Genomic DNA, 25,153 nt, shown 5'->3' on the forward strand with positions numbered 1-25,153 from the left:
GAGGGTCGAAAGGTGAAAGGGTGGCAGCGTGCCGATCAGCCACGAGCGTCCTCTCCAACCCCGTGTCGGGGGCCCACCCCCGCCGCCGTCCGACGTTCTCGACACCCCGGGCACGGTCCGGCGCCTCCGCCGGGCCGAGCGCCGGGACCAGATCCTGTCCGCGGCCACGCAGGCGTTCGGGCGGTCGGGGTTCGCCGCGACCAGCCTCGACGCGGTGGCGACCGAGGCCGGGGTCAGCCGGGTGATCCTCTACCGGCACTTCGAGTCCAAGGCAGACCTCTACCGCGCCGTGCTCGACCGGGCGAACGCGCGCCTCGCCGCGGCGTTCCCCGACGGTCAGCCGTTCACGATGGCCTCGATCGACGCGCTGCTCGACGCGGCGACCGCCGATCCGGCGGGGTTCCGGCTGCTGTTCCACCACGCGGCCCGAGAGCCCGCGTTCCGGGAGGAGATGGACCGCTTCCGGGAGACCGCGGTGGCCATCGCCCACGACCACCTGGTCGACCTGATCCCCGACGACTCGTGGGCGCGGTGGGCCGCCCAGCTCGCACCCACCGTCGCGATCGACGCGGTGATCGCCTGGCTCGACGCCGGCCGCCCCGACCCGGGGCAGGCAGCGGACCGGATCCGGCAGCTGCTGGCGGGTCTGATCCAGGCAGCCGCCGCGAGGCCCACGGAACGCCCGTAGTCCGCGGGACGAAGGCTTTGGCGAAGGGCGATGCGACAAGTGGGGGTGGTCCCCTGCAGAATGCTCGGCGAAGTCGAATCGAGAGCAGATCAGGACGTGACGATGGCTACTCAGGACTCGGCGGCTGTTCAGGACTCGACCGCTGTTCAGGGCTCGGCTGCCCAACAGGTGTCGGCTGCCCAGCAGACGGCCGCGATCGATCAGCGCATCGCCGAGGAGCTTGGCGTACGCCATGGCCAGGTCAAGGCGGCGGTCGATCTGCTCGACGGCGGCGCCACCGTGCCGTTCATCGCCCGCTACCGCAAGGAGATGACCGGCGCCCTCGACGACGCTCAGCTCCGCACGCTCGAGGAACGCCTGCGCTACCTCCGGGAGTTGGAGGAACGCCGCGCCGCGATCCTCGACTCGATCCGCGAGCAGGGCAAGCTGGACGCCGCGCTCGAAGCGCAGATCCTGGCCGCGGACTCCAAGGCCCGGCTCGAAGACATCTACCTGCCGTACAAACCGAAGCGTCGTACCAAAGCGCAGATCGCACGGGAGGCCGGACTCGAGCCGCTCGCCGACGCGCTCCTCACCGATCCGACCCGCGCCCCCGAGGCGACCGCGAAGGACTACGTCAATTCCGACCAGGGTGTCGCCGACACTGCGGCTGCTCTCGACGGCGCGCGGGCCATCCTGGTCGAGCGGTTCGCCGAGGACGCCGACCTCATCGGCACGCTCCGCGAGCTGCTGTGGTCACGCGGCCAGCTCGTGTCGCGGGTGCGTGAGGGACGTGAGGAGGCCGGCGCGAAGTTCGCCGACTACTTCGAGTTCGCCGAGCCGTTCACCAAGCTTCCGTCGCACCGGATCCTCGCGCTCTTCCGCGGCGAGAAGGAAGAAGTCCTGGGCCTGACCCTCGAGCCTGAGGAGGAGGGTGCCGACGCGGCCATCGCGGCCGTTGACCGCGCACCAAACTCCTACGAACGCCGGATCGCCGAACGCTTCGACATCGACGACCGCGGCCGCCCGGCCGACCGTTGGCTGGCCGACACAGTGCGCTGGGCCTGGCGCACCCGCGTTCTCGTCCACCTGACCATCGACCTGCGGATGCGGCTGCGCCAGGAGGCTGAGGACGAGGCGGTGCGAGTGTTCGCGGGCAACCTGCGCGACCTGCTCCTCGCCGCTCCTGCCGGCACTCGCCCCACCATGGGGCTCGACCCGGGGTTCCGTACCGGCGTGAAGGTCGCCGTGGTCGACGCCACAGGCAAGGTGGTCGCAACGGAGACCATCTATCCGCATGTGCCGGCCCGGCGCTGGGACGAGTCGATCGCGATCCTCGCCCGGCTCGCGCACGCCCACCAGGTCGAGTTGGTCGCCATCGGCAACGGCACCGCCTCCCGCGAGACCGACAAGCTGGCCGGCGACCTGATCAAGGCGCACCCGCAGCTGAAGCTCACCAAGGTGGTCGTCTCAGAGGCGGGGGCGTCGGTCTATTCGGCCTCGGCGTACGCCTCGAACGAACTCCCCAAGCTCGACGTGTCGCTGCGCGGCGCGGTGTCCATTGCCCGCCGGCTGCAGGACCCGCTGGCCGAGCTGGTCAAGATCGACCCGAAGTCCATCGGTGTCGGGCAGTACCAACATGACCTGTCAGAGGTGAAGCTCTCGCGGTCCCTCGACGCCGTGGTCGAAGACTGCGTCAACGCGGTGGGCGTCGACGTCAACACCGCCTCCGCACCGTTGCTGACCAGGGTTTCCGGCATCGGTTCGGGCTTGGCCGCGAGCATCGTCGCCCACCGGGACGCTAACGGCCCGTTCCGTTCCCGAACGGCGTTGAAGGACGTGCCACGCCTTGGCCCCAAGGCGTTCGAGCAGTGTGCGGGCTTCCTGCGCATCCCGGCGGGTGACGACCCGCTCGACGCGTCGAGCGTCCACCCCGAGGCCTACCCCGTCGCCCGCCGGATCGTCACCTCGACCGGCAAGACCCTCACCGAGTTGATCGGCAACTCCTCCTGGCTCCGCCAGCTGTCACCGAAGGACTTCGTCGACGACACGTTCGGCCTCCCGACCGTCACCGACATCCTTACCGAGTTGGAGAAGCCAGGTCGCGACCCGCGTCCGGCGTTCAAGACCGCGACGTTCGCCGATGGTGTCGAGAAACTCGGGGACCTGGTCGCCGGCATGGTGCTGGAGGGAGTCGTCACCAACGTCGCGGCGTTCGGGGCCTTCGTCGACGTCGGCGTCCACCAGGACGGGCTCGTGCACGTGTCGGCCATGTCGCGGACCTTCGTGAGCGACCCGCGTGAGGTGGTGAAGCCCGGCGACATCGTCCGGGTCAAGGTGCTCGAAGTCGACATCGCCCGGAAGCGGATCTCGCTGACCCTGCGGCTGGACGACGAGGTCAACCCCGCCGGCAGCGACGGCGGGCGTACGAGCGGACGCGGCTCGGGCACACCCTCCGGCGCTGGGCGGCGCGGCGGCGGCAAGCCAGGCGAACGCCGGGGCGGCAACCGCCAGGAGCGCGGGCGCTCCGGCAATGACTCGGGTGCCGGAGCGGGCGGCAGCATGGGCAGCGGCGCGATGGCCGACGCTCTCCGCCGCGCCGGTCTGATCGGTGGCGGCAACACCGACAAACGCAAGCGCTGACCTGCTCTGCGTTCACCTGACCGGACATCGTGGAGACCGAGCGGTGCTATAGGCCCGCTCAGTCTCCACGTTCTGCCCAGCTGATCGGGAGCCTGTGCGGTCGGGTGATTGTGCCGGTCAGCGCAGGCCGGCACGGTCGAGTTCAGCGAGCAAGGCGCGCTTGCGCTTGTGCGTTGCTCGAAGCTCGATCAGATATGCCCCGAACTCCTTGGTCTGTCCGCACCGTCGCGCGAGGGATTTCGCCTCTTTGAGCAGCGCCGCCGCGTCGCCGTAGGTAGCCCGCTTCTTGGTTTCCATCGCCGCCTCAGCCGCGGACTGAATGATCGGTATCGCATCGGCGGGGTGGGTTCTGCCGCGTTCCCGCGCCAACCGGAGCCGGAGCCGACTACGACATCCGCCAATCCTTGCCGCCGACCAGGCAGCGTCGACGTCACCTTCCCAGAGGAGGACCTCGACCAGCGTTGAATGACCGGCGGGCTCGAGGTACGACGGGCCGGAGATCTCCTTGGCACGAGGCTGGCCGCGTAACAGTTTCAACGCCCGCTTTCGCCACGTCGCCCACGCGTCACCGGCCGCGGCCTGCAGCGTTTGGTACGCCTCTACCGAAGGGCGGTCGGCGAAGTTTGCCCAGAGGAGTTCGATAGCGTCACGCCGCCGGCCCGCACGGAGGTGGCACTCGGCGGCGAGGGCACGCAGTCGCGAGTCCGGCTCGAAGTCCTTGAGTCCACGTCGCAACCACTCCAAGGCGTCCTCGTCGCGACCGTCAGCGCAGAGCCGCTCCGCGATCCGCCAGATGTCGTACGAGCTGTCGACATCCCGGGCGAGCACCTCCACCAACGCATCGGTCCCGCCCTCACATTCGGCGAGCCGCTCCATGAGGCGAGTGATCGTAAAGCCACTGCCGTACTCGTCCCGCTTCTTTGCCGGCAGCCCTCGCCACGCGGACTCCACCAGCTCGCGATAGCGAGCCATACCGGCCGGTCCAAGCACATTGGCATAGGTCGGCAATGCGGTCAGAAAGATCTCCCAGTCGCTCGCGAGCGCCAGCTGGGCGAGGCGTTCGGCCAACTTAACCGGGTCCGGCCTGGCAGCGACACAGGCGGCCAGGTGAATCTCCTCGGCCCGGTCGATCGCCGCCCGCAGGCCTCCATCGGAATCATCAACCAACTCGGCCGAATCTTCGAGTAACTCCAGGGCGTACTCCGCCAAACCGACCACAGCGGCGGCGGATCCCTGCTCGATCAGTTCCTCGACCTGGTCGAGCGCCTCATCGACATCCCGAAAGTACGCCGCAGCCTCCCGGTAGCTCACGTAATCAGCGACCTCAGCCGCCTGATGGAGGCGGCCCCGAAGCTTCGTGTCGTCGTACGAACGACCTGGATCCCGGCCGGCCGCACGTTCGAGCCGGGCCAGCAGCAACGGGTCGGAGGCGGCGGCGTTCAGTAGTTCATCGGCGAGCCAGGCCGAGTCCTGGCCCGCGAGGAACTCCCGCAGCCTGCTGTCCGCGGTTGTCTGACCGCCCGAACCGACCCGCTTGCGAATGCGACGACCTACCATGCCGCCCTATTCTGCCGACACACTCACCACGCGGACCTGCTGCGCCGCACCTCACCCAGAGACGCTCAGAGACCGGCGCGAGCAAAGCGTTCGAGCAGGCTCGGCTTCGTGTGATGCTGGCGGCGTAACTGATCGAGGCGTTCGGCAACCACGTCCACGCGTCCTTCGCGCTCGCCCAACGCGCGTAGATCGGTGAGGAGTGCGACTGCTTCGTCGTACTTCTTCGGCTTCTTCGTGTCGATGAGTTCGCTCACCCGCTGCCACGCGGGTTCCTCCTGCGCCGCGAGGGCCCGCAAGCGCTCGTCGCGGGCAACAACGGCCGCCCGCTCCTGGCGGTCCCGTTCCCGCGCCTGGCGCTCCTTGGCGCGCCGAGCGCGGTGCATAGACCGGCGTTCCGCGGCGAGAAGCAGGTCCCCGACCATTCGCCCCTCAGCCTCAGATTCGTCAGGGATCGCCTGATCATCGTGGAAGCGGCGCACGAGCTCGGCACTCACGTGTGCATCGTCGCCGCGAACCATCCGCAGGAGGAGTGCGTCCTTATCCTGCGCGGGGAGAGCCTCAATCCATCGGCGGAGCTCTCCCTCGCTTGCAGCTGTCGAGCGCGGCTGAGGGCTGGCCTCCGATGCCACCGCGAGCAGATCCTCGTCAAGGCGAAGGAAGTCCACGAACGCTCGTAGCGATGCGCTCAGCGTGGTAAGACCGGCCGGCACCGGCGGCTCCACCTCGTCATCGTCGAGTGCACCCGCCTGCACGCACAGCAGCCAGGCGAGATAGAGGAGGCGTCGATCACCAGCGGCCAGCTCACCGCGGACCGGGATGATCGAGGCCAACCAACCGTCGCCGCCGTACTCGAAGTCTCCATCCTCATCCTCGGAAGCCAATGCGAGGATCACGTGGTCGCCTTCTGCCCACACCGAGGCCGCCTCTCCGGGACAGTAGGCCTGAGCAGCGTCGAGGTCGAGCAGTTGAGAGGGCAATCGGATCATCAACTGGCGGGTTCCCCAGTTGGCGAGATAGAGAAAGGCGTCGAAGTACTTCTCCATCAATGCTGAGGGGTTGCCGCGGAAGTTACCCCAGTCGTACGTGTTGACAAAACTGGTTGGAGTGATGGTCGCGCGAGTCGAAAGCGCGCGCAACTCCGCCAACTGACGATCGTCCAGCGCCTGATCCACGGCCAGAAACTGATAGTACTGGTACTCACTCATGCGGTCCCCTTGCAATGCGTGGCCGACGGCCGCCAAGCCTAGCCGGGTCCACGGGCAAGCTACTCACACACACGACGGCGGCGCGGACACAATTCCCGCCGTGGAGAAGAACTTCCGGCAGGGAAAGTGCTCGCGCCACCGACTATGTGGTCGAGGTTCGCGTCTGCGATCAGCAGGCTCGCGCTGTTACCGCAGGGCTCCCATGAGCTGACTGCAGGCCTGCTCGCACCGGCGGCACGCCTCGGCGCAGATGCGGCAATGCTCGTGTCGGCCCGCGTGCCGCTCGCATTCCTCCGCGCACGCACGACACATCGCCATGCAGGCTTCCAGGATCGTGCGCGTCATTGCGGGGTCGTAGCCGGTCTGGCGGGAGAGGATGCGTCCGGTCGTGTCACACACATCCGCGCAGTCCTCGCAGGAACGAATGCACTTGCGCAGCGTCGCCATGACCTTGTCTGACTCAGCCATGCAGGCGTCCGCGCAGGCGGTACATATCTGTGCACAGGAATAGCATTCCTCGATGCACCGGGCGAGCATGTCGCCATCCATTTTCGCCATCTCGGCCGGATACGCCCGCAGCATTTCACTGACGACCATCACTGTCCCCCACTTCCGGCGTTCCCGCCGCCGTGGCCGTCGGCCACAGCTTCACCAGCGGCACGCTCTCGTAGCGGATACCCGTCGCCGCGGATCCACACGCGCACAGAGCTGACGCAGCCTGGGTGACACGAACTCGAGCGACCGACCTCGACCGCATTGCGGTGGACGTTAATCCGACCGAGAATGCCTGCCCATCACCACGAAACGTTCACCACCAAGCCAATCTCCGCGATATGTTTTTCTGCGCCATCAGCAAACACTCCGCACGGTTCGGTCACTAACGCATGCGAGATCTTCATTTTGACAGACAGTTTCTTATCAGCGCCATTTCTGGGTAACGCAGCAGCATTTCTGAGCAACACCGAGGGATTTTGCCGTGGACATCACCCGAATTCGATCGCTCCTCATCATCGCGGTCCTGTCGTTGGCCGCGATCGCGCTCGCCCTGGTCCTCGGACTGTCAGGGCTCGCCTCCGCACACCCGCCAGCCGCCCGTTCGGCCATGCCCACGATCCCAACCTTCGCCACCTCGCCGGCCGCGACAGACCCGTCCGAAGAGGCCGCCCGCGCGATCGAGGCGCGGTACCAGGCGCTTGGCGGACCCACCGGCGTACTCGGACCACCCACGTCCGCGGTCACACCGGTCACCGGAGGCTACTTTCGCTGGTTCATGAATGGGCGTATCTACTACTCCACCGCCGCGGGTGCCTGGGAACTCACCGGTGTCATGTTGGACCATTTCCTGGCGCTCGGTGGGCCTGACGGGTCGCTCGGACTCCCGACGAGCACGACGTACCAATCTGGCAGTGCAACCGTCCAGAACTTCGTCAAAGGGCGGGTCTACTTCACCAGTTCGAGAGGACCCCACGCCGTTCTCGGAGCGACACTGGCACGTTATCTGACCCTGGGCGGCCCGAGCGGTCCCCTGGGAGTACCGAACAAAGGTGAGTACGCCGGAAAGAAGGCCGGCGTACGCGTGACGAACTTCCAGCACGGCCGGATCTGGTATTCAGTCAGCACCGGCGCATGGGAGGCGCTCGGGCCGATCCTCCACAAATACCTCACGATCGGCGCCGAATCCTCGTGGATCGGACTCCCGACCAGCGCGGCCAAACCCGGACCGAATGGCACCTGGCAACGTTTCCAGAACGCGACGATCCAGTATTACCCCGCCAAGCGGGCGGCGTACGTCAGGGTTCCCTGGTCCACCGCGATGACGGTTCCCACCGCATCAGACCTGCCCTACACCTATCGCAGCGGTTGTCCCGTCAAGCCGGCCAACCTGCGGATGATCCGGCTGCCGTTCCGGAACTTCTCCCTTGACGATCAGTACGGCACGATCGTGGTGCGCTCCAGTGTGGTGCCGGAAGTCACCGCCGTCTTCAAGTCCGCGCAGGCCAACAACTGGGCGATTCGCCGTATCGTCCCTGTGGACAAGTACAAGGGCAGCGACGAGGCGTCCATGCGAGCCGACAACACCTCGGCGTTCAACTGTCGCAAGGTCACCGGTAATCCTTACCGGCTCTCCCAACATTCGTACGGCAACGCAGTCGATATCAACACGTTCGAAAATCCGTACGTCACCGCCACCAAGGTCTATCCCGAAGGCTCGGAGACCTATCTCAACCGTAACAACAAGCGCAAGGGAATGATCCTGCGCGGCGATCCGGTCGAATCGGTGTTCCGTGGCTTTGGCTGGCCGTGGGGCGCGCGGTGGAGGTACCCCGACTATCAACACTTCTCCGAGAACGGGGCCTGACCGGTGATCCAGATCCGCCAGGTGGTCGCCGCGCTCGCACTCGCGGTGGCGGTGGCCGCGACCGCGGGCTGCGGCGCCTGGCCGGCGACCGAGACCTCGACATCCGCGAATCCGCCGGCACCAGTCGCAACCGAGCGGCCCACCAGGACCGACGCGCCACCCGCGGCCGCCTCGGCGCCGTCGTCCGCACCAGACCCTCGGCTCCCCACTCCTCCGGCGACAACCTCGGGTCCGTTGACCGCGGCCAACCTGCCACCGGCCAGCCGGATCGGCCCGGGTTTCCAGCCGTACTCCGAACCAGACGCCGCCGAGGAGAGCTTCGTCTCCAACGGCGCGCCGGTGCGCGCCCGGAAGCCAGGTGACGTCGCGCTCTCCATCGTGCCGCTTGGGTGCCCCGGCCTGGATCGCCTCGATCCGCTCCCCGTCCCTCGGCACGCACTGGAGCAGACCTACCGGACACCCGACGGCCGGGCCGCGGTCGCGCTCGCCCTGGAGTACGCCCATGAGGACGCGGCGGCCGCGCTGGTCAGCGGGCTGGCAAAGATGCTGGAGCTCTGCACCTCCCCGGCATCGCGGACAGGACTTACCACCCCGCGGCTGGTGGCCGACCTGCGACAACCGGACGTTGACACGTTGTTCGACGTCCGGCGTGAGGTTGGGCCGGGTGCGGACGGCGCGCGTTGGGACGAGACCGTCGTACGAACTGGCCGGCGGGTCGGGCTGGTTATTGTCGAGCGCCGAGCCAGCGCTATGCCCCTCGACCAGACCACCATGGCCACCGCTCTCCGGATGCGCCTGGGCACGTAAGGTGACGCGCGGCTCCGTGACGATCACTTCCGAATAAGTCGAAGCATGGTAGGCGTTCACACGATATTCACATTGGCGCACATGCCTCGAAACAGCGCATTGCGACCCTCGGCATGGCCGGCAGCCACGAGTCGGCCTGATGGAGGGATTCTCGTTGAGTTACAAGGCCGAGTACATCTGGATCGACGGCACCGAACCCACGGCCCGCCTGCGGTCCAAGACCAAGATCCTGCCCGACGGTGCAGACCTTCCCATCTGGGGGTTCGACGGATCGAGCACCAACCAGGCCGAGGGCCGGGCGTCCGACTGCGTCCTCAAGCCGGTCTTCTCCTGCCCGGACCCGATCCGGGGTGGTGACAACAAGCTCGTCATGTGTGAGGTGCTCCTGACCGACATGACGCCGCACCCGTCCAACACCCGGTCGGCGTTGGTTCCGGTGGCTGGGAAGTTCGGCGCGCAGGAGCCGCTGTTCGGGATCGAGCAGGAGTACACCTTCTTCCAGAACGACCGTCCTCTCGGCTTCCCGGCGGGCGGATTCCCTGCCCCACAAGGCTTCTACTACTGCGGTGTCGGCGCCGACGAGGTGTTCGGGCGGGAGATCGTCGAGGCGCACCTGGACGCATGCCTCGCCGCCGGCCTGTCGATCTCCGGCATCAACGCCGAGGTCATGCCGGGCCAGTGGGAGTTCCAGGTCGGGCCGCTCAGCCCGCTCGACGTTGCCGACCAGCTCTGGGTCGCGCGGTGGCTCCTCTACCGCGTCGCCGAGGAGTACGGCATCGCCGCCACGCTCGACCCCAAGCCGGTCAAGGGCGACTGGAACGGCGCGGGCGCGCACACGAACTTCTCCACCAAGGCGATGCGGGAAAGCTACGAGCCCATCATCACGGCCTGCGAGGCGCTCGGCGAGAAGGCGCAGGAGCACATCAAGGGATATGGCGCCGAGATCGAGCACCGGCTCACCGGCCTGCACGAGACCGCGCCGTGGAGCGAGTTCAGCTACGGCGTCTCCAACCGTGGCGCGTCGGTCCGCATCCCGTGGCAAGCCGAGGTTGACAAGAAGGGCTACCTCGAGGACCGCCGCCCCAACGCCAACTGCGACCCGTACACCGTGACCCGCCTCATCGTCGACACCTGCTGCGAAGCGCTGGAGAAGGCCGGCCACGTGTGAGCACGCCCTGATTCGTTCGTACTACCCGTGCGACACCGCGCGGGCGTACTCCTTGAGCCGCGGTTGGGCGGTCGTACGCCGATACGACCCGTCAGCCGCGGCTCTTTCCTTGCGTGGACTTGCCTCTAGCGGGTGGAGACGGCCTTCAGGGACAGGAAATCTGCGACCTTCGCCAGCGAGAGCACCTGGCGTACGAACACCGCCGGCATCCCGGCGCGCGTTTCGTCATGGAAGACCCGCGGCTGCGACAGGGTGTATCGCCGGCCCCGGCTGAGCAGCTCGCAGCCACCCGCGGCTTCGACGTTCATCACCCAGTCGGCCTCCGGACCATAGGTGAGGGCGATGACGAACCCATCCTGCTGGCGAAAGACGTTCACGGGCGTGCGGAAAGTGCGGCCAGACCGCCGCCCCTGGTGAATGACCAAGCCGAATCCTGGCAGCCATGGCGCGACGAACCTGACGATCCGGTTGATCCCAACCCGGTTGGCCCGGGCAACGGCTCTGGGCAGCGGCATCGCGACAACTCCTCAGGTGTGGAATTTGTCGTACGCCGGTCAGCCTAGCACCGCAACTCATCACCTGTAGAATTTTTCGTCGATGACACGAGGACGCAGGCCCGGCCAGAGCGGCACCCGCGAGGAACTCCTACGGGTGGCACGACGCCAGTTCGCCGAGAAGGGGTTCGACCAGACCTCGCTGCGGGCGATCGCCCGCGACGCCGGTGTGGATGCCGCGCTCGTCACCCACTTCTTCGGGTCCAAGGAGGGCCTCTTCCGCGCCACGATCGAGTGGCCGGTCGACCCTGACGACCTGGCCCGCCGGATCATCGGCTCCGGCCCGCGCGGCATGAGCCGACGCCTGACGCGGGCCTTCCTCGAACTCTGGGAGGACCCGCCCACCCGCACGCCCCTGCTCGCGGTGATCCGCCGGGCTGCCACCCAGGAGGAGTCCGCGCGACTGGTGCGGGAGTTCCTGCACGAGCGGGTCTATCGTCAACTCGCTGTTGCGCTCGGTGGTGGCGAGGATGCCGCACTCCGCATCGACTTCGCGATGTCGCAGCTGATCGGGCTCGCGGTCCTTCGGCATGTGCTCCGGATCGAGCCGATCGCCTCCCTGCCGCTCGACGAGGTGGTGGAGCAACTCACCCCGGTCGTGACCCGCCACCTTCGAGCCCGGTAACCAGTCGCGAATCTGAGGCCGGCTGGATCTCAGCCTTCTCATATGTGACAAACCTCAGGTGACGCACAGCCGGGTCTCAAGTCCACCGGCCAGAGTCGGGGACATGAACGAAGCCATGACCCCGCACAGCACTCCGGCTCCACCTGCGACGCCGTACGCGTCAACGTCGGCCACGCCAGCGACGGCTCAGCCGAACCTCCCCATCCCTCCCGCCCGGGAGATCCCGCCTCAGGCCTCGGCCGCGGCTGCGGCCCCAACCCCGACCGCGCCACCACCACCGCCGGCTGCGCCGCCCGTGCCCCCGCCCGCGGCCGCGCCCCCTGGGCCCGGTGACCATCGGTGGAACCGTGGCCGCAGGACCGGTGCGCTGGTGGCGGCCTTCGCCGCGGTCGCGATCGGCGCCGGGGCGCTGGGTGGCGTGGCCGGTGGCCTGGTGATGTCGGATCGCACCGTGGTCGCCGACACAGGTCTGGCCACGTCGACCCAGTCCGTCGCAAATACGACGACCAGCGCCTCCACCGTCGCCCAGATCGCGAAGAGTGTGTCGCCAAGCGTCGTCGAGATCAACGTGTCTACGTACGCCGGCCGCGCCACGGGTTCGGGCGTCGTCCTCTCCGCCGGCGGTCGGATTCTCACCAACAACCACGTCATCTCCGCAGCGGCCAACGGTGGCACGATCACGGTGACGTTCAACGACGGCAGCAAGGCCAGGGCCTCGATCGTCGGCACCGACCCCAGCAGCGACCTCGCCGTCATCCAGGCCGAGGGAGTGAGCGGACTGACCGCCGCGAAACTCGGCGACTCCTCCAAGGTCCAGGTCGGCGACCAGGTGGTCGCGATCGGTTCTCCAGAAGGACTCCAGGGAACGGTCACCTCGGGCATCGTCAGTGCACTCAACCGCGAGGTCACCGTCGGCTCCAGCGACCCGACGCCGAACGGACCGTTCAGCCGCACCAGCTCCGCCGACCAGAGCGTCACATACCATGCGATCCAGACCGATGCGTCACTCAATCCGGGGAATTCCGGTGGGCCATTGATCAATGCCGCCGGTGAGGTGATCGGAATCAACTCAGCGATCTATTCACCGGCATCGAGCAGCAGCGAAAGCGGAAGCGTCGGACTTGGATTCGCCATCCCGATCAATCAGGCCAAGACCATCATTGACCGGATCGAAGCGGGTGGGACCAGCTGAACTACCTGGAACGAAAGCCTTGGAACGAAGGCTGGAACCACCGCGGGCGCCCGTGGGGTTTCCGATCCACCCCGCACCGGGGCAATGCGGAAACCCCCTCGTGCCCGCGTAGCATGGTCTGATCACGAGCCAGCGGCGTTTCACGCCGAAGCATTTCGTAGTTCGCCGTGGAGTGCCATGGCCACTGACCCTTGGGGCTTCCTCCACCACCAACGCGTGGATTTCCATACCCGCCCGATCGCGGAACGCCTGCGGGACTGGCGGTTCGTGCTCGAGCCACCCGCACCCGAGGTGGTCCGATCTCAGGCGGAGCGCTGCATGGACTGCGGGGTGGCGTTCTGCCACGCCGGCTGTCCACTCGGCAACCTCATCCCCGAGTGGAACGACCGGATCGCCCGCGACGACTGGCGGTCCGCCATCGAGTCACTGCACGCGACCAACAACTTTCCGGAATTCACCGGCTGGCTGTGCCCGGCGCCCTGCGAGCCGGCCTGCGTCCTCGCGATCAACAGCGAACCCGTCACCATCAAGCAGATCGAACTGTCGATCATCGAACGCGCCTGGACCGAGGGATGGGTCTCGCCCCGGCCGGCGCCCACCCACACCGGCAAGCGGGTCGGGATCGTCGGCTCCGGCCCGGCCGGTCTCGCCGCCGCCCAGCAGCTCGCTCGGGCCGGACACGACGTCACCGTCTTCGAACGCGACGACCGGATCGGCGGTCTACTGCGGTACGGCATTCCTGATTTCAAGCTGGAGAAATGGGTCGTCGACCGGCGGCTCGCCCAGCTGGCGACAGAAGGGGTGCGGTACGAAACCGGTGTGAACGCCGGGTTCGACCTGACCGGCGACGACCTTCGACGGTCCTTCGATGCCGTCATCCTGGCCACCGGCGCCCACCTGCCACGCGAGGTCGGGCTGCCCGGGCGGCATCTGGCCGGCATACACCAGGCGATGTCGTACCTTCCGATGGCCAACCACGTCCAGGCGGGCGATCTCGACCTCCCGGCGATCACGGCGGCGGGCAGGCATGTGGTGATCATCGGCGGCGGTGACACGGCGGCCGACTGCCTGGGTACGGCGAACCGGCAAGGCGCTCTTGACGTCCACCAGCTCGACCACAACCCGCGCTTCCCTCAGCAGCGGAACGAGACTGTGAACCCCTGGCCGCAGGTGCCGCGGGTTCACAAGTCCTCGCCCGCGCACGAGGAGGGCGTGGTCGAGGGTTGGTCCCGGGAGGCGGTGGAGTTCCTCGGCGACGAACGCGGACGGGTCCAGGCGATCCGGCTCGTCACGGTCGAACGCCGCCAGCGGGCCGACGGCCGGCGCGCGTTCGTCCCGGTGTCCGGCAGCGAGGAGGAGATTCCCGCTGAGCTGGTCCTCCTCGCGGCCGGCTTCACCGGCACTGACGTACTCACCCTCCTCGACCAGCTACGGGTGGCGGTCGATCCTGACCTGGGCACGATCGCGCTCGGCGCGAACTGGGAGACCTCCACGCCCGGTGTCTTCGCCTGCGGCGACGCCCAGCGCGGAGCGAGCCTGATCGTGTGGGCGATCGCGGACGGCCGGGCCTGCGCCGCCGCCGTCGACGGCTACCTCACGGGCCACTCCCACCTGCCCGCCCCGGTCACGCCGTTCAGCCGTCCGATGTAGGGGCCACGCGCTCCGCCCCTACCCGCGCGGTCCCTTGCCCGTCAGGCGTTCCCACAGGAACTCGTACACCAGCGCCTGCATGAACGCGCGCTGCTCGTTGTCAGCGGCCGCGCCGTGCCCGCCCTCGATGTTCTCGTAGTAGGACACGTCGAGCCCCAGCTCCCGCGTCCGCGCCACCATCTTGCGCGCGTGGCCCGGATGCACCCGGTCGTCCCGGGTGGAGGTGACGAAGAGCACCGGTGGGTACGTCTGGTCGGCGCGGACGTTGTGGTACGGCGAGAACCCGCGGAGGAACGCCCAGTCGGCCTCGTCATCCGGATCGCCGTACTCCGCCATCCAGGACGCACCCGCGAGCAGTTGGTGGTAGCGCCTCATGTCCAGCAGCGGAACCTGGCTCACGACAGCGCCGAAGAGCTGCGGGTAACGGGTCAGCATGACGCCCGTCAGCAACCCGCCGTTGCTGCCGCCCTGGACGCCGAGGCGGGACGCGGTGGTGATGCCACGCTGGACAAGGTCACGCGCCACCGCGGCGAAGTCTTCGTACGCACGAAGTCGGTTCTCGCGCAACGCCGAACGATGCCAGTCGGGGCCGTACTCCCCGCCGCCGCGGATGTTGGCCACGACATAGGTGCCGCCGCGCGACAGCCACCCGCGTCCAAGCGCACCGCTGTAACCAGGGGTGAGCGAGATCTCGAATCCGCCGTAGCCGGTGAGCAGTGTCGGGCCGGGCAGCTCGCCGCCCGCATCGCCCTCCTCGGCCGGCTGACCGCTGGGTTTCACCAGGAAATAAGGGATCTGGGTGCCGTCGTCGGAGGTCGCGAAGAGCTGCTGGACCGACATCCCTTCCGCGTCGAAGAAAGCCGGCGCCTGCTTGAGGATCTCGACCTCTCCGCCGAGGTGGCCGTACCGCAGCGTGGCCGGCTCGGTGTAGCCACTGGAGTTGAGGAAGTACTCGTCACTCTCGTCAGGATCGGTGTCGACGATCGCGGCGTCACCGAACTCGGGAACACCTGGCAGGGGTGCGCGTTGCCAGGCCTCGCCGTTCGCGGCCGGGGTCAACACCTCCAGGCGGCTCTTGACGTGGGACAGCGAGTTCAGGATCAGGTGGTGACGTGTCCAGGCCCAGCCGCTCAGCGACGTGTGGCGTTCCGGCTCGAACACCACTGTCAACTCCCGCTTGCCAGCGAGGTAGGCGTCGAAGTTCGCGACGAGCAGGGCCCCGGCGGGATAGGTGGTCTCGCCGAGGGTCCATGGCGTGCGAGGGCGGATCAGCAGCCACTCGCGATGGATGTCGACGTCAGCGTCGTTTGGTACGTCGATCCGGACGAGATCGTCACCGTTCCGGACATACTTCTCTGTCGAATAGAAGTCGATCGCCCGGAACACGTAATCGCGTTCGTAGCCTTCGGTGGGATCGTGACCAGCCGAGACCGACACGTCATCGGGCTTGCCCTCAAAGACCGTGACGGCCTCCGACAAAGGAGCGCCGCGCCGCCATTCCTTCATGATCCGGGGATAACCCGAGGAGGTCAGAGAGCCGGGGCCGAAGTCGGTGCCGACGTAGATCCGGTCGATGTCGATCCAGCCGACCCGGCTCTTGGCCTCCGGTAGCGAGAAGCCATCGTCGACGAAGGCGCGGGTCTCGAGGTCGAACTCCCGGACCACCGTCGCGTCAGCCCCGCCCCGGGACAGCTGCACCAGCGCGCGGCCGAAGCCGGGGCGGAGTACGGCCGCGCCCTGCCACACCCAGTTCTCACCATCACGCTCGGCAAGCGCGTCGACGTCGATCAGGACCTGCCAGTCGGGGGTGGGCGTGCGATAGGAGTCGGGCGTCGTACGTCGCCAGAGGCCGCGCGGGTTGTCCGCATCCTGCCAGAAGTTGTAGAGGTACTCCCCGCGACGGCGCACATACGGGATGCGGTCGTCAGAGTCGAGAACCTGCCGGACCAGGGTACGGATCTCCTCGAACCGCTCGCTGCCGGTCAGCGTCGGGAGAGTCTCCTCGTTGCGCTCCCGCACCCACGCGAGTGCGGCCTCGCCCGTCACCTCCTCCAGCCAGAGATACGGGTCGTCCTCGGATATGCCCGCCGCGACCTCGCTGTGTTGATTGATTCGCTCGCTCCGCTCGCTCATGCACGTCCTCGCTCCGCTGCGGGCGCGCATGAGGCACCCAAGCCGCTGTGTTGATTGATTCGCTCGCTCCGCTCGCTCATGCACGTCCTCGCTCCGCTGCGGGCGCGCATGAGGCACCCAAGCCGCTGTGTTGATTGATTCGCTCGCTGCGCTCGCTCATGTCCGCCATTGTGGCGCAACGGTGCAAGTACCTCGGCAGACCCAAGCCGCGGCATCTTGGAGGGAGCCGGAGCCGACTTGGCGGAGGTATCTCGGCTTCTATGCCGAAACTCCTCCGCCAACTCCCCGCGACCTCGCGGGCAATCTCGCATAGTGGACGCACCTCGAACCCGACCAAGGACCATGAAGGATTTTGGTCATATAACGACGAAAACCCTTCACGATCATGGCCCGCCGCTCCGACCAAGTTGAAGGGGGCGGGAGCAGACTCGGTAGAGGTGTCGCGGCTTCTTTGCCGACCCAGCTGCGCCAGACCGGGGCGTGCGGGGGTGGCGTCCCACATTGGGTGCACATTGTCGGGTGCAAGGCACGGCATATCCCGACCAGGCAAGGCAAATTGAGCGTGCTTCGTGAAGAAATACCGCGTGAGGTCCCGCGCGTCTCAAATGGCGTACACCCAGGATGTTCGGATGCCGAGAAACCATGCGCCAACCCCGAGTTGTCTGAGGTTTCTCGGTCTCTTAGCCGAGAAACCTCTGACAAACTCGGCAGGCCCAGACGCCATGTCTCGTATCGTGGGCGAACCTGAAGTCGACGGCGCGAACCTCGAGTAGATGCCCAGTTTCCGAGCGAAAGTGGGCATCTACTCAAGGTTTCGGTGAGCTTGGCTCAGCCGATGCAACCTCAGCCTTCCTTCAGGGGGCCGATGAGCGAGAAGGGCGCACCGAAGGGGTCGAGCACATGGGAGATACGGCCATACGGCGTGTCCCGGGGTTCGTGCTCCACCCGGCCGAGGAGTTCGGTGACCTTGCGGGCCGCCTCGTCGGTTTCAGTGACCCGGAAGTACGCCATCCACTGCGGCGGAAGGTCCTGCGTCTGCCAACGACCACAGACCTGCTCGTCGCCGGCCTTCCATACGGAGTAGTCGAAGTCGCCGCCACCAACCTGCCGCTGCTCCTGGTACCCGAACACCGCCTCATAGAAGGCGTCCGCCGTAGCACCATCGGGAGTGATCAGCTCGTTCCAGGCCGCGGCACCGGGCTCGGCCCACCGGCCAGCACCCACGTGGGCGCCCGGCTGCCACATTCCGAATCCCGCACCGGTGGGGTCAGCCGCGATCGCCATCCGACCGGCCTCCATTACGTCCATCGGCCCCATCATCACCTTGCCGCCGTGGTGCGTCACAGCATGAACGACAGCATCGAGATCATGCGTGGACAGGTATGTCATCCATAGCGGCGGCACCGTCTCACCGCCCGGCTGCGGAGGCATCAATCCCGCGACAGGTACGCTGTTCAGCAGGCACATCGTGTAATGCCCCGCTTCTGATCCTTGATCAGCGAATTCCCACCCGAAAAGGCCGCCGTAGAAACGTTGCGCTGCCTCGAGTTCGGGCACTGTCGCGTCCACCCAGCAGGGCGCGCCGTCCGGATATTCGGTTCGTTCCACAGTTGTTCCCCCTTGCGATCCGGCCCCTTTCACGGATCACGCGCCCAAGAATCAGGCTGGTTTGGCGAAATCCTCGACGGAGCCGAAATCCAGGAACACGCACGGCTCGTCGCCCAGCACCATCGCGTCATGGCCAGGCTCGACCGCCACGACATCCCCTGGCGCGATCGTCTGCTCGGATCCGTCGTCCATGATGAACTGCAGGCGCCCCGAAAGGCAGTAGCCCAGGTGAGACGTCTGGCAGGATTCGGTGCGGGCGATTGGCTTGACGTTGATCGACCAGCGCCAGCCTGGTTCGAACTCGGTGCGGCTCACTACCCTTCCGCCGACGGTGACTACCTCAGCGCGTCCTTTACCCTCGAACGGCCGGGTTTCGTCTGGTTTGTCGAACCTCTTTACCTCAGTGCCAGCCATCGTGTCCTCCTCTCGTGTGTCCACACCTCCATTGCACCTCGCGCACGGGATCCGCGCGGGTGCCAGACACAATTCGGCGGGACGAGAGACCGGTTTTTCAGCTGATGCGCTGGGCGACGAGTTCAGCGATCTGGACAGCGTTCAATGCCGCACCCTTACGAAGGTTGTCATTCGACACAAACAATGCCAGACCGTGCGGGACCGTCGGATCACGGCGTACCCGGCCGACGTACGACGGGTCCTTGCCGGCGGCCATCAGCGGCGTGGGCACGTCGACCACCACGACACCAGGCACGTTGGCGAGGAGTTCAAGGGCTCGAGCCGGCGGCAGCTCCCGCTCGAACTCGGCGTTGATGGACAACGAATGTCCAGTGAAGACCGGAACGCGTACGCAGGTGCCCGATACCGCGAGGTCAGGAATGTCGAGGATCTTGCGGCTTTCGTTGCGGAGTTTCTGTTCCTCGTTGGTCTCGTCGGTGCCATCGTCCACGAGCGAACCGGCGAAGGGAAGAACGTTGAACGCGACCGGCGCCGAGAATGCACTGGGCTCGGGGAAGTCCACGGCCGCGCCGTCGAAGGCGAGCGCGGTCGCGCTGCCGGCCGCCTTGCGTACCTGCTCGTCGAGTTCGTTGACACCGGCGCCACCCGCACCGGACACCGCCTGGTAGGTGCTGACGATCAGGCGTCGCAGGCTCGCCGCGCGGTGGAGCGGCGCGAGGACCGGCATCGCGGCCATGGTCGTGCAGTTCGGGTTGGCGATGATGCCTTTCGGTACGGAGTCGACCGCGTCGGGATTGACCTCGGACACCACCAGGGGCACCTCGGGATCCATGCGCCACGCGGAGGAGTTGTCGATCACGACGGCCCCCGCCGCCGCGACGCGGGGCGCCAGCTGCTTGGCGGTCGTGCCGCCGGCGGAGAAGAGCACAATGTCGAGACCCGCGTAGTCGGCGGTCTCGGCGTCCTCGACGATCACGTCGCCACCGGGCCACGGGAGCGTGCGGCCGGCCGAGCGGGCCGACGCGAAGAACCTGACACCGTCGACCTGGCTGAGGCTCCCGGCTGAAAGGCGCTCCGCCAGCAAGGTACGCATGACGCCACCGACCTGGCCGGTGGCGCCGACAATCCCGATCCGCATGCCCTGAAGACTACGAGGGCCCCGCGCCGCCCGGCCACCCGGATTCCAGCTGCCCACCCGAGTTCGGATGGGAGGCCTATTCAAACTCGCGGAGGTCATCGTGATCAACTGGCTCGCGTTTGCTCGCGGCGACGGACGTGGGAACGATCGGGCGATGTCACTCACCAAGACGTCAATGGAGCCTGCGAGCAGTCAGGTGAGGGACATCGCCCGATCGATCCCACGACCCCCTCGTCACCTCCGGCGGCGCACTGCGTACGCGAGCAGGGCGGTCAGTACGGTCACGAGGAGTACGCCCGCCACCGGGACCACGAGCGGCGTTGCGTAGTCGGGACGCGGGAGCAGGTCGAGCGCCGCGATCGCCAGCAGCGCCGTCGCCGCGACCACGATGCCGACCCGGGCGAACCACCGCCTGGCCGCACCCGGCATCAGCCTCGCGTCGAGCGGGAGTACCGCCGCGAGGGCGCAGGTGGTGTGGTGCAGATACAGCGTGCCCGCGACCGCGATCAACGGTAGCCACGTCACGGGTTCACCAGCCACGGCCGTACGTATGATCCACCCGGCGGCGACCACCAGTTCAACCGCGAGCACCAGCCACGAGCGGGGAGCCACGGCTGGACAGAGCGCGACAACGAGGGCGACGACCAGCAGGACAGGTCCAGCGAACCCGGACGGGACCACCAGCCACAGCGCCGCGAAGCCCGATCCCCACGCCAGAAGGCGGACGCCGAGGGACCCGAGCGTGGTCCGGCGTACCGCGTCAACCGCGGTGTCAACGGCTTCTTGCAGGGAGCCCAGGGGTTTCATCGTGGTGCGGCCGCCATCCGTGCCATGTCCCGGAGTACGTGGTCGAGGCTGCCCTTGCCGGCCCAGGCGACCGTGGGAACACCGTGTTCGAGCAGCCGGGCGATGGTGGTCCGGCGCTCCATCCGCCACATCTGGTAGGCGACTTCGGACCAGGGACTGGTATTGGCCGGGCGGGCCGACTCGGGCAGCGTGTCAATCGCCACGACCGGGCGGCCCGTACGCGCGAACCTCGCCACCATCGCGACGCTGCGCGCGTCCACCAGCGGTGTGAGCACCACGAGCAGCGCCGAACTGGGAAGCAGGTGCCGGCGGAGGATCCCCTCCACCGGATCGTGCGGACCTTCGCCCGGGGTGAGGGCAAGCAGCCATTCCAACGCCAGCAGGTAATGCCGCGTGCCACTGCCGACCCGCAAGGCGCGGTTGCGCCCGCCGTACTCCAGCAACCGGACCCGGTCACCGCGGCCCAGATAGTGCCGGGCGATTCCGGCCGCCGCGCGCGCGGCGCGGTCCACGCCGACCGAGTGCAGCACGTCGAGAAGCAGCACGAGTTCGGCGTCGCGGTCAGAAAGGGTGTGCGCGACGTGGAGTTCCCGCGTACGAAGAGAGGCGCGCCAGTCGATCCGGCGAAGGCGATCGCCCGGTGCGTACTGCCGGATACCGGCCAACTCTCCGCCGTCGCCGTACATCCGCGACCGGTGCGCGCCGACCAGACCGGCGGCGTTCGGCATGGTCTCCCCGGCCTCGAACGGCTCGTCGCGGGGAAACACCTTCACCCGCAGGGGTTCCGACGTGGCCGGCCGGCTCTCCAGGAGGGCGCCGCAGGCTACGGCGCGAACCCGTGCGGGCGGAAGTGTCTGCCAGCCCCACGCACGGGTCTCGCCGTGCAGGGTGACCCTGGCCTGTTCCGCGGCGCGCACCGGAGCCGCGATCGCCGGCCACCCGCCCTGATCCCCAAGCCCAGGTGGGATTCCCACTCCCGCGTCGCCCACCCGAACGAGAGCGAGGTCGTACGCCGCTTCCCCGGAGTTGTGGACCACCACGTCGACGTATAGCTCGTCCCCCTCGACAAGGCTCTCTTGACGCGTCGACATGGCGACCGTCGGCGGGCGGCGCGGCCGGGACCGCAGGGCGAGCGCCGCACCCAGAACGAACGGCGCCGCGAGCACCGCGAGGTCGACCCGGCCAGTGACCACCGCCCCGAGCAGCAGCACGAGAACCATGACGATCGCCCGCGGCAGTGCCGCTGTCGGTGACCAGGCGTCGTCGTGAGGCTCGCGTTCTGGGGCGAAGAACCTGCGTCCGCGTGAAGTCGCTGTCATCGCCACGGACCTATGCGGTGTAGGTGGGCAGGTTTCCGCTGGCCGGGGCCGCCACGGTCGCGGTCACGTCCCGCACCACCCGGGCCGGGTCGACTCCCTGCAGCCACATCTCCGGCTTGAGCGTGATCCGGTGGGCCAGCGCGGGTACGGCGACCGCCTTGACGTCCTCAGGTATGACGAAATCCCGGCCGGCAAGGACCGCCAGCGCGCGGGCCACCAGCAACAACGCGAGCGATCCGCGCGGCGAGGCTCCCACCAACACCCGGTGGTCGGCGCGGGTCGCCCGGACGAGTTCGACGATGTAGCGCCCGATGGAGTCCTCGACCGCGACGTCTTCCAGCGCGGCCTGCATCCCCACCAACGTCGCGCTGTCGACCACGGCCGGGATGACAACCTCCTCTTGACGCCGGGCCATTCGCCGGTGCAGGACGTCCAACTCCTCCTCCGCTTCGGGATACCCGAACGACACCCGCAGGAGGAACCTGTCCAGCTGTGCCTCCGGTAACGGATAGGTGCCTTCGTACTCGATCGGGTTCGCCGTCGCCAGCACGTGGAACGGTGCCGGAAGCGGATAGGTCGTACCCTCCACAGACACCTGCTTTTCCTGCATGGCTTCAAGAAGGGCGGCCTGCGTCTTCGGCGGCGTACGGTTGATCTCGTCGGCGAGCAGCAAGTTGGTAAAGACCGGCCCACGCCGGAAGGTGAAGTCGTGGCTGCGCTGGTCATAGAGCAGCGACCCGGTCACGTCGGCCGGCAGCAGGTCGGGCGTGAACTGTATCCGCCGGAAGTCCACGCCGAGCGCCTGCGCGAGCGTCCGGGCGGTCAACGTCTTGCCGAGGCCGGGCAGGTCCTCCAGCAGGACGTGGCCGCCGGCGAGCACTCCGGCGAGGACGAGTTCGAGGGCGTCCCGCTTGCCCACCACGACACCGCTCACGGCGTCAAGCACCCCTTGACAGAGTGCGCCCACTTTCTCGGTCGAGAGCGACGATTGGTTCACAACTCCTCCACCTCTTTGATCAGCGCGGCGAGTTCGGTGGCGGAGGGCACCCGACCGGCACCGCCGCCAGCCAGGAACCCCGACATCCTGGGTCCGAGTAGTTCGGCGGCCCGCTCCGGATTGCCCGCCCGGGTGACGCCGTGGGCGATCCGGAGCCGCTCGTCGACGACGTCCGCGATGGCAGGCACCACGACCCGCCCGAAGTACTCCGGATCACCCCGGATCAGGTCGAGTCGATCCTCCCAGCGGCGGACAGCCGCGAACGGCCGGTCGGGTACGCCGTACGCCACCGCCTCCGTGTCCTCCCGGAGCAGCGCGGTGAGCGGCGGAGCGGGCGTGACGGACCTGAGGATCTGATGGCCGACCATCACGGCGAGCACGAGCGCGAGATACAGGACGTACGCCACGCGCACCCCGATCGCCATCGTGAACACCACGTACAACGCCAGCGTCGCCACCATGGCGATGGCGAGGAGGCGCGCGATCCGGCCGATCATGGCGCCACCGACTCAGAGGCCGGACCGGACGGCGACCCGGATGAGGACGCCGGCTCGGATGAGGACGCCGGCTCGGACGCCGGCCGGGGCGCCGCGAGCCCCGCGCGGAGGTCGGCGAGAATCGCCCTGGCGTCAGCTCGCATCGCGTCGTCCACGACGTCCGGCGCATAGCGCGCCTGCCGGTAAAGATCGGCGAAGCGCCGGAGCAGCGTGGCACTGACCTGGTGAGCGGCGAGCACCCGCGCCATGAGATCGGCCGGCGTATCGTCCGGGCGGCGGTTGGTGCCCGCCGCTGCGGCCGCCGACTCCAGCCGGAGCCAGCAGGCGATCACCGCGCGGCGCGGGTCTGCCGACTCGTCGTCAAGGTCGTCGAGCCCCGCCTGAACAGCGGCGCGCACCTCCTCCTCCGGCCCCGCCTCCTCCGCGGGTGCCGGCTCGGTCGTGACGGAGGGCGCCCGCCGACGTACGCCGATCCGCAGCGTGATCCGGCGGGCGAGCCACCACACCAACCACGCCAGCCCCACCGCGGCGGCCAGCCCCAGCACCAGGCCGACCGCCGCCAACCACCCCGGAACGCTGCCCGCCTCGGGGAGCGCCGGTGGTGACGGGGTCGCGGTCGGGTTCGGTGGCTCCAGCGTGGGCGGTGCCGGCTCGGCTCCCGGCCGGGCGGTGCCGGTGGGCGCGGGTAGCCTGGACGCCAGCGGGCTCGAGACGCTCGTGATCACGACGATCAGGAGAAGCAGCGCGACGACCGCGACGGTCGGCGCGTTCCGGCGTACGATCCGCTCGACGTCCATGACACCTTTCGGCGGGCGTGGCGTTCTGCTCGGAGACGGGGCGTTCCCGACACCCTAAGCGCTGATGTGCCCCGGCCTTGCCAGACAGCGGTGATCTTGCCGGAACTACTCAGTGATCTTGGGGTGCTTGGTGCTCGCGTGGACGACCCAGACGGTGTTGTTGTCGGCGTCGAGCAAATACCAGACGCGGCCCTTGCTGGTGACCTCGATCTGCCATTGCGGAAGTGACCGGCCGTCGTGATGGCGTCCGGTGGAAAGCGGCCCCTTGAGTCGCTGGTGGCGCGGACTCTGGGCCGCGGGCGCGGGGTTGTCGCGCATCAGGAAATAGGCCCACGCCGTGTTGCCAGCGGCCTGCGGGCACAGGTCTTCCCACCCTTTGGCCGCGTCGTTGGACCCGAAGCGTACGTCCCAGGACTCCTTCGTCGCTCGTGGCGCAACTCTGTCGCCGCGTCTCGGGCTCATGGAGCGGACCGGCGACGGCGGCGGCGGCGCGGAGCATCAGCATCCGAGGACTCCGGCTCCGGGACCGGTCCGTGGTCACCTGTCGTGCCTCGGAGGAGGGCCGTGGCGATCTCGGGGTCGGCGTACACCTCGGCTGTCGCCTTCCACGCCGAGATGGTCTGTGCGACGGGGGCGGTGTTGTCGAGGGCGGCTGCAGCCTCGAAGGTTTCGGTGAGGTCGGCGATGAACTCCTCGAGGACCTCGACCGGAAGGAACTTGATCCACGGGAAAGTCTGTCGCATCAGGTCGAGGAGAAGCTGAGACGTGAGCACCGGGCTGCGGAGGATGGCTGAGAGCATCCGGACTGCAGTAGCGACCACCTCGGCGTCCTGTTCGGCGCGAGCGGCCGTGGTGAGCACCAGGTCCTCGGCATCGCGGCGCGTCACCCGCAGGGCTCGACGCCGCGACCCGTTGAGTCGGGCCACGGTGTCGACGGAGCGCTGCACCAACTCCGAGAAGGTGACCTCTTCATCGGCGATGCTCATGCCGTCTAGGCTACTTCTTAACTAGTTCAG

General features: G+C 67.9%; 23 protein-coding genes. 8 read left to right on the plus strand and 15 right to left on the minus strand.

All coding sequences use genetic code 11. From position 1 onward, the window contains the following. Window positions 1-28 precede the first annotated feature (28 nt). Both B141_RS0105800 and B141_RS0105805 read left to right on the plus strand, forming a co-directional pair. The gene (locus B141_RS0105800; RefSeq protein WP_020574223.1) at window positions 29-688 is read left to right on the plus strand and encodes a TetR/AcrR family transcriptional regulator; all 660 of its coding nucleotides are present in this window, start codon (window positions 29-31) and stop codon (window positions 686-688) included. 102 nt (window positions 689-790) lie between these two features. Next, window positions 791-3,310, plus strand: a complete 2,520-nt coding sequence (locus B141_RS0105805; protein ID WP_084678129.1) for a Tex family protein — start codon at window positions 791-793, stop codon at window positions 3,308-3,310. Between the two features lie 117 nt (window positions 3,311-3,427). Here the strand turns inward: B141_RS0105805 and B141_RS39075 are convergent, their stop codons facing one another. From B141_RS39075 to B141_RS0105820, 3 genes are all read right to left on the minus strand, one after another. Next, window positions 3,428-4,867 (minus strand): DUF6880 family protein, encoded by a 1,440-nt coding sequence (locus B141_RS39075; protein WP_020574225.1) that lies wholly within the window; start codon window positions 4,865-4,867, stop codon window positions 3,428-3,430. Window positions 4,868-4,932: 65 nt separating this feature from the next. After that, on the minus strand, window positions 4,933-6,072 hold the full coding sequence (locus tag B141_RS0105815) for a hypothetical protein (RefSeq protein WP_020574226.1): 1,140 nt from the start codon (window positions 6,070-6,072) through the stop codon (window positions 4,933-4,935). Window positions 6,073-6,258: 186 nt separating this feature from the next. Continuing rightward, window positions 6,259-6,669, minus strand: coding sequence for a four-helix bundle copper-binding protein (locus tag B141_RS0105820; protein ID WP_040420528.1), 411 nt, complete (start codon window positions 6,667-6,669; stop codon window positions 6,259-6,261). 379 nt (window positions 6,670-7,048) lie between these two features. Between B141_RS0105820 and B141_RS45300 the strand changes: the two genes are divergently transcribed. The 3 genes from B141_RS45300 (at window position 7,049) to glnII (ending at window position 10,406) form a co-directional block, all read left to right on the plus strand. Continuing rightward, the gene (locus B141_RS45300; protein WP_020574228.1) at window positions 7,049-8,431 is read left to right on the plus strand and encodes a M15 family metallopeptidase; all 1,383 of its coding nucleotides are present in this window, start codon (window positions 7,049-7,051) and stop codon (window positions 8,429-8,431) included. Window positions 8,432-8,434: 3 nt separating this feature from the next. Then, window positions 8,435-9,238 carry a hypothetical protein gene (locus B141_RS0105835; protein WP_157180822.1) on the plus strand — a complete coding sequence of 268 codons (804 nt, stop codon included), beginning with the start codon at window positions 8,435-8,437 and terminating at the stop codon, window positions 9,236-9,238. A gap of 154 nt (window positions 9,239-9,392) precedes the next feature. Continuing rightward, window positions 9,393-10,406 carry a glutamine synthetase gene (gene glnII / locus B141_RS0105840; protein ID WP_026256946.1) on the plus strand — a complete coding sequence of 338 codons (1,014 nt, stop codon included), beginning with the start codon at window positions 9,393-9,395 and terminating at the stop codon, window positions 10,404-10,406. Between the two features lie 125 nt (window positions 10,407-10,531). On the opposite strand, the gene B141_RS0105845 is transcribed toward glnII, so the two are convergent. Continuing rightward, entirely contained in the window at window positions 10,532-10,921 is a 390-nt protein-coding gene (locus B141_RS0105845) for a nitroreductase family deazaflavin-dependent oxidoreductase (RefSeq protein WP_020574232.1), read from the minus strand. An 82-nt stretch (window positions 10,922-11,003) separates the two neighbouring features. Between B141_RS0105845 and B141_RS52160 the strand changes: the two genes are divergently transcribed. The 3 genes from B141_RS52160 (at window position 11,004) to B141_RS0105860 (ending at window position 14,427) form a co-directional block, all read left to right on the plus strand. Further along, the gene (locus tag B141_RS52160; RefSeq protein WP_026256947.1) at window positions 11,004-11,585 is read left to right on the plus strand and encodes a TetR/AcrR family transcriptional regulator; all 582 of its coding nucleotides are present in this window, start codon (window positions 11,004-11,006) and stop codon (window positions 11,583-11,585) included. Between the two features lie 103 nt (window positions 11,586-11,688). Further along, on the plus strand, window positions 11,689-12,777 hold the full coding sequence (locus tag B141_RS39085; protein WP_026256948.1) for a S1C family serine protease: 1,089 nt from the start codon (window positions 11,689-11,691) through the stop codon (window positions 12,775-12,777). 177 nt (window positions 12,778-12,954) lie between these two features. After that, on the plus strand, window positions 12,955-14,427 hold the full coding sequence (locus B141_RS0105860; protein ID WP_020574235.1) for a glutamate synthase subunit beta: 1,473 nt from the start codon (window positions 12,955-12,957) through the stop codon (window positions 14,425-14,427). 18 nt (window positions 14,428-14,445) lie between these two features. On the opposite strand, the gene B141_RS0105865 is transcribed toward B141_RS0105860, so the two are convergent. From B141_RS0105865 to B141_RS39100, 11 genes are all read right to left on the minus strand, one after another. Next, window positions 14,446-16,560, minus strand: coding sequence for a prolyl oligopeptidase family serine peptidase (locus B141_RS0105865; protein WP_020574236.1), 2,115 nt, complete (start codon window positions 16,558-16,560; stop codon window positions 14,446-14,448). Between the two features lie 843 nt (window positions 16,561-17,403). Further along, window positions 17,404-18,168 carry a VOC family protein gene (locus B141_RS0105870; protein ID WP_020574237.1) on the minus strand — a complete coding sequence of 255 codons (765 nt, stop codon included), beginning with the start codon at window positions 18,166-18,168 and terminating at the stop codon, window positions 17,404-17,406. Window positions 18,169-18,219: 51 nt separating this feature from the next. Next, window positions 18,220-18,582, minus strand: coding sequence for a cupin domain-containing protein (locus B141_RS0105875; RefSeq protein WP_020574238.1), 363 nt, complete (start codon window positions 18,580-18,582; stop codon window positions 18,220-18,222). 97 nt (window positions 18,583-18,679) lie between these two features. After that, window positions 18,680-19,720: an aspartate-semialdehyde dehydrogenase gene (locus B141_RS0105880; protein WP_020574239.1), complete on the minus strand. Its 1,041-nt coding sequence runs from the start codon at window positions 19,718-19,720 to the stop codon at window positions 18,680-18,682. 234 nt (window positions 19,721-19,954) lie between these two features. After that, entirely contained in the window at window positions 19,955-20,527 is a 573-nt protein-coding gene (locus tag B141_RS0105885) for a hypothetical protein (RefSeq protein WP_020574240.1), read from the minus strand. Continuing rightward, window positions 20,524-21,846 carry a DUF58 domain-containing protein gene (locus tag B141_RS0105890; RefSeq protein ID WP_020574241.1) on the minus strand — a complete coding sequence of 441 codons (1,323 nt, stop codon included), beginning with the start codon at window positions 21,844-21,846 and terminating at the stop codon, window positions 20,524-20,526. Before B141_RS0105890 ends, B141_RS0105885 begins: the two co-directional genes overlap by 4 nt. A 10-nt stretch (window positions 21,847-21,856) precedes the next feature. Beyond that, window positions 21,857-22,843 (minus strand): AAA family ATPase, encoded by a 987-nt coding sequence (locus tag B141_RS0105895; RefSeq protein ID WP_020574242.1) that lies wholly within the window; start codon window positions 22,841-22,843, stop codon window positions 21,857-21,859. Next, entirely contained in the window at window positions 22,840-23,340 is a 501-nt protein-coding gene (locus B141_RS45305; RefSeq protein ID WP_020574243.1) for a hypothetical protein, read from the minus strand. The genes B141_RS0105895 and B141_RS45305 overlap by 4 nt, the downstream gene beginning before the upstream one ends. Beyond that, window positions 23,337-24,137, minus strand: a complete 801-nt coding sequence (locus B141_RS39095) for a DUF4129 domain-containing protein (RefSeq protein ID WP_020574244.1) — start codon at window positions 24,135-24,137, stop codon at window positions 23,337-23,339. The genes B141_RS45305 and B141_RS39095 overlap by 4 nt, the downstream gene beginning before the upstream one ends. Window positions 24,138-24,242: 105 nt before the next feature. Further along, on the minus strand, window positions 24,243-24,599 hold the full coding sequence (locus B141_RS0105910) for a hypothetical protein (RefSeq protein ID WP_020574245.1): 357 nt from the start codon (window positions 24,597-24,599) through the stop codon (window positions 24,243-24,245). Further along, window positions 24,596-25,123 carry a hypothetical protein gene (locus tag B141_RS39100; protein WP_020574246.1) on the minus strand — a complete coding sequence of 176 codons (528 nt, stop codon included), beginning with the start codon at window positions 25,121-25,123 and terminating at the stop codon, window positions 24,596-24,598. The genes B141_RS0105910 and B141_RS39100 overlap by 4 nt, the downstream gene beginning before the upstream one ends. Between the last annotated feature and the right edge of the window lie 30 nt (window positions 25,124-25,153).

The sequence above is a fragment of the Actinopolymorpha alba DSM 45243 genome, from assembly GCF_000373925.1.
In the GTDB taxonomy this organism is placed as follows: Bacteria; Actinomycetota; Actinomycetes; order Propionibacteriales; family Actinopolymorphaceae; genus Actinopolymorpha; species Actinopolymorpha alba.

Excerpts from the sequence above, each read along its gene's own strand:
- B141_RS39075 (WP_020574225.1), bottom strand. The coding sequence starts at position 4,867 with ATGGTAGGTCGTCGCATTCGCAAGCGGGTCGGTTCGGGCGGTCAGACA.
- B141_RS39095 (WP_020574244.1), bottom strand. The coding sequence starts at position 24,137 with ATGGACGTCGAGCGGATCGTACGCCGGAACGCGCCGACCGTCGCGGTC.
- B141_RS39100 (WP_020574246.1), bottom strand. The coding sequence starts at position 25,123 with ATGAGCATCGCCGATGAAGAGGTCACCTTCTCGGAGTTGGTGCAGCGC.
- B141_RS0105890 (WP_020574241.1), bottom strand. The coding sequence starts at position 21,846 with ATGACAGCGACTTCACGCGGACGCAGGTTCTTCGCCCCAGAACGCGAG.
- B141_RS52160 (WP_026256947.1), top strand. The coding sequence starts at position 11,004 with ATGACACGAGGACGCAGGCCCGGCCAGAGCGGCACCCGCGAGGAACTC.
- B141_RS0105880 (WP_020574239.1), bottom strand. The coding sequence starts at position 19,720 with ATGCGGATCGGGATTGTCGGCGCCACCGGCCAGGTCGGTGGCGTCATG.
- B141_RS0105860 (WP_020574235.1), top strand. The coding sequence starts at position 12,955 with ATGGCCACTGACCCTTGGGGCTTCCTCCACCACCAACGCGTGGATTTC.
- B141_RS0105910 (WP_020574245.1), bottom strand. The coding sequence starts at position 24,599 with ATGAGCCCGAGACGCGGCGACAGAGTTGCGCCACGAGCGACGAAGGAG.
- B141_RS0105865 (WP_020574236.1), bottom strand. The coding sequence starts at position 16,560 with ATGAGCGAGCGGAGCGAGCGAATCAATCAACACAGCGAGGTCGCGGCG.
- B141_RS45305 (WP_020574243.1), bottom strand. The coding sequence starts at position 23,340 with ATGATCGGCCGGATCGCGCGCCTCCTCGCCATCGCCATGGTGGCGACG.
- B141_RS0105820 (WP_040420528.1), bottom strand. The coding sequence starts at position 6,669 with ATGGTCGTCAGTGAAATGCTGCGGGCGTATCCGGCCGAGATGGCGAAA.
- B141_RS0105875 (WP_020574238.1), bottom strand. The coding sequence starts at position 18,582 with ATGGCTGGCACTGAGGTAAAGAGGTTCGACAAACCAGACGAAACCCGG.
- B141_RS0105885 (WP_020574240.1), bottom strand. The coding sequence starts at position 20,527 with ATGAAACCCCTGGGCTCCCTGCAAGAAGCCGTTGACACCGCGGTTGAC.
- B141_RS0105815 (WP_020574226.1), bottom strand. The coding sequence starts at position 6,072 with ATGAGTGAGTACCAGTACTATCAGTTTCTGGCCGTGGATCAGGCGCTG.
- B141_RS0105805 (WP_084678129.1), top strand. The coding sequence starts at position 791 with ATGGCTACTCAGGACTCGGCGGCTGTTCAGGACTCGACCGCTGTTCAG.
- B141_RS39085 (WP_026256948.1), top strand. The coding sequence starts at position 11,689 with ATGAACGAAGCCATGACCCCGCACAGCACTCCGGCTCCACCTGCGACG.
- B141_RS0105845 (WP_020574232.1), bottom strand. The coding sequence starts at position 10,921 with ATGCCGCTGCCCAGAGCCGTTGCCCGGGCCAACCGGGTTGGGATCAAC.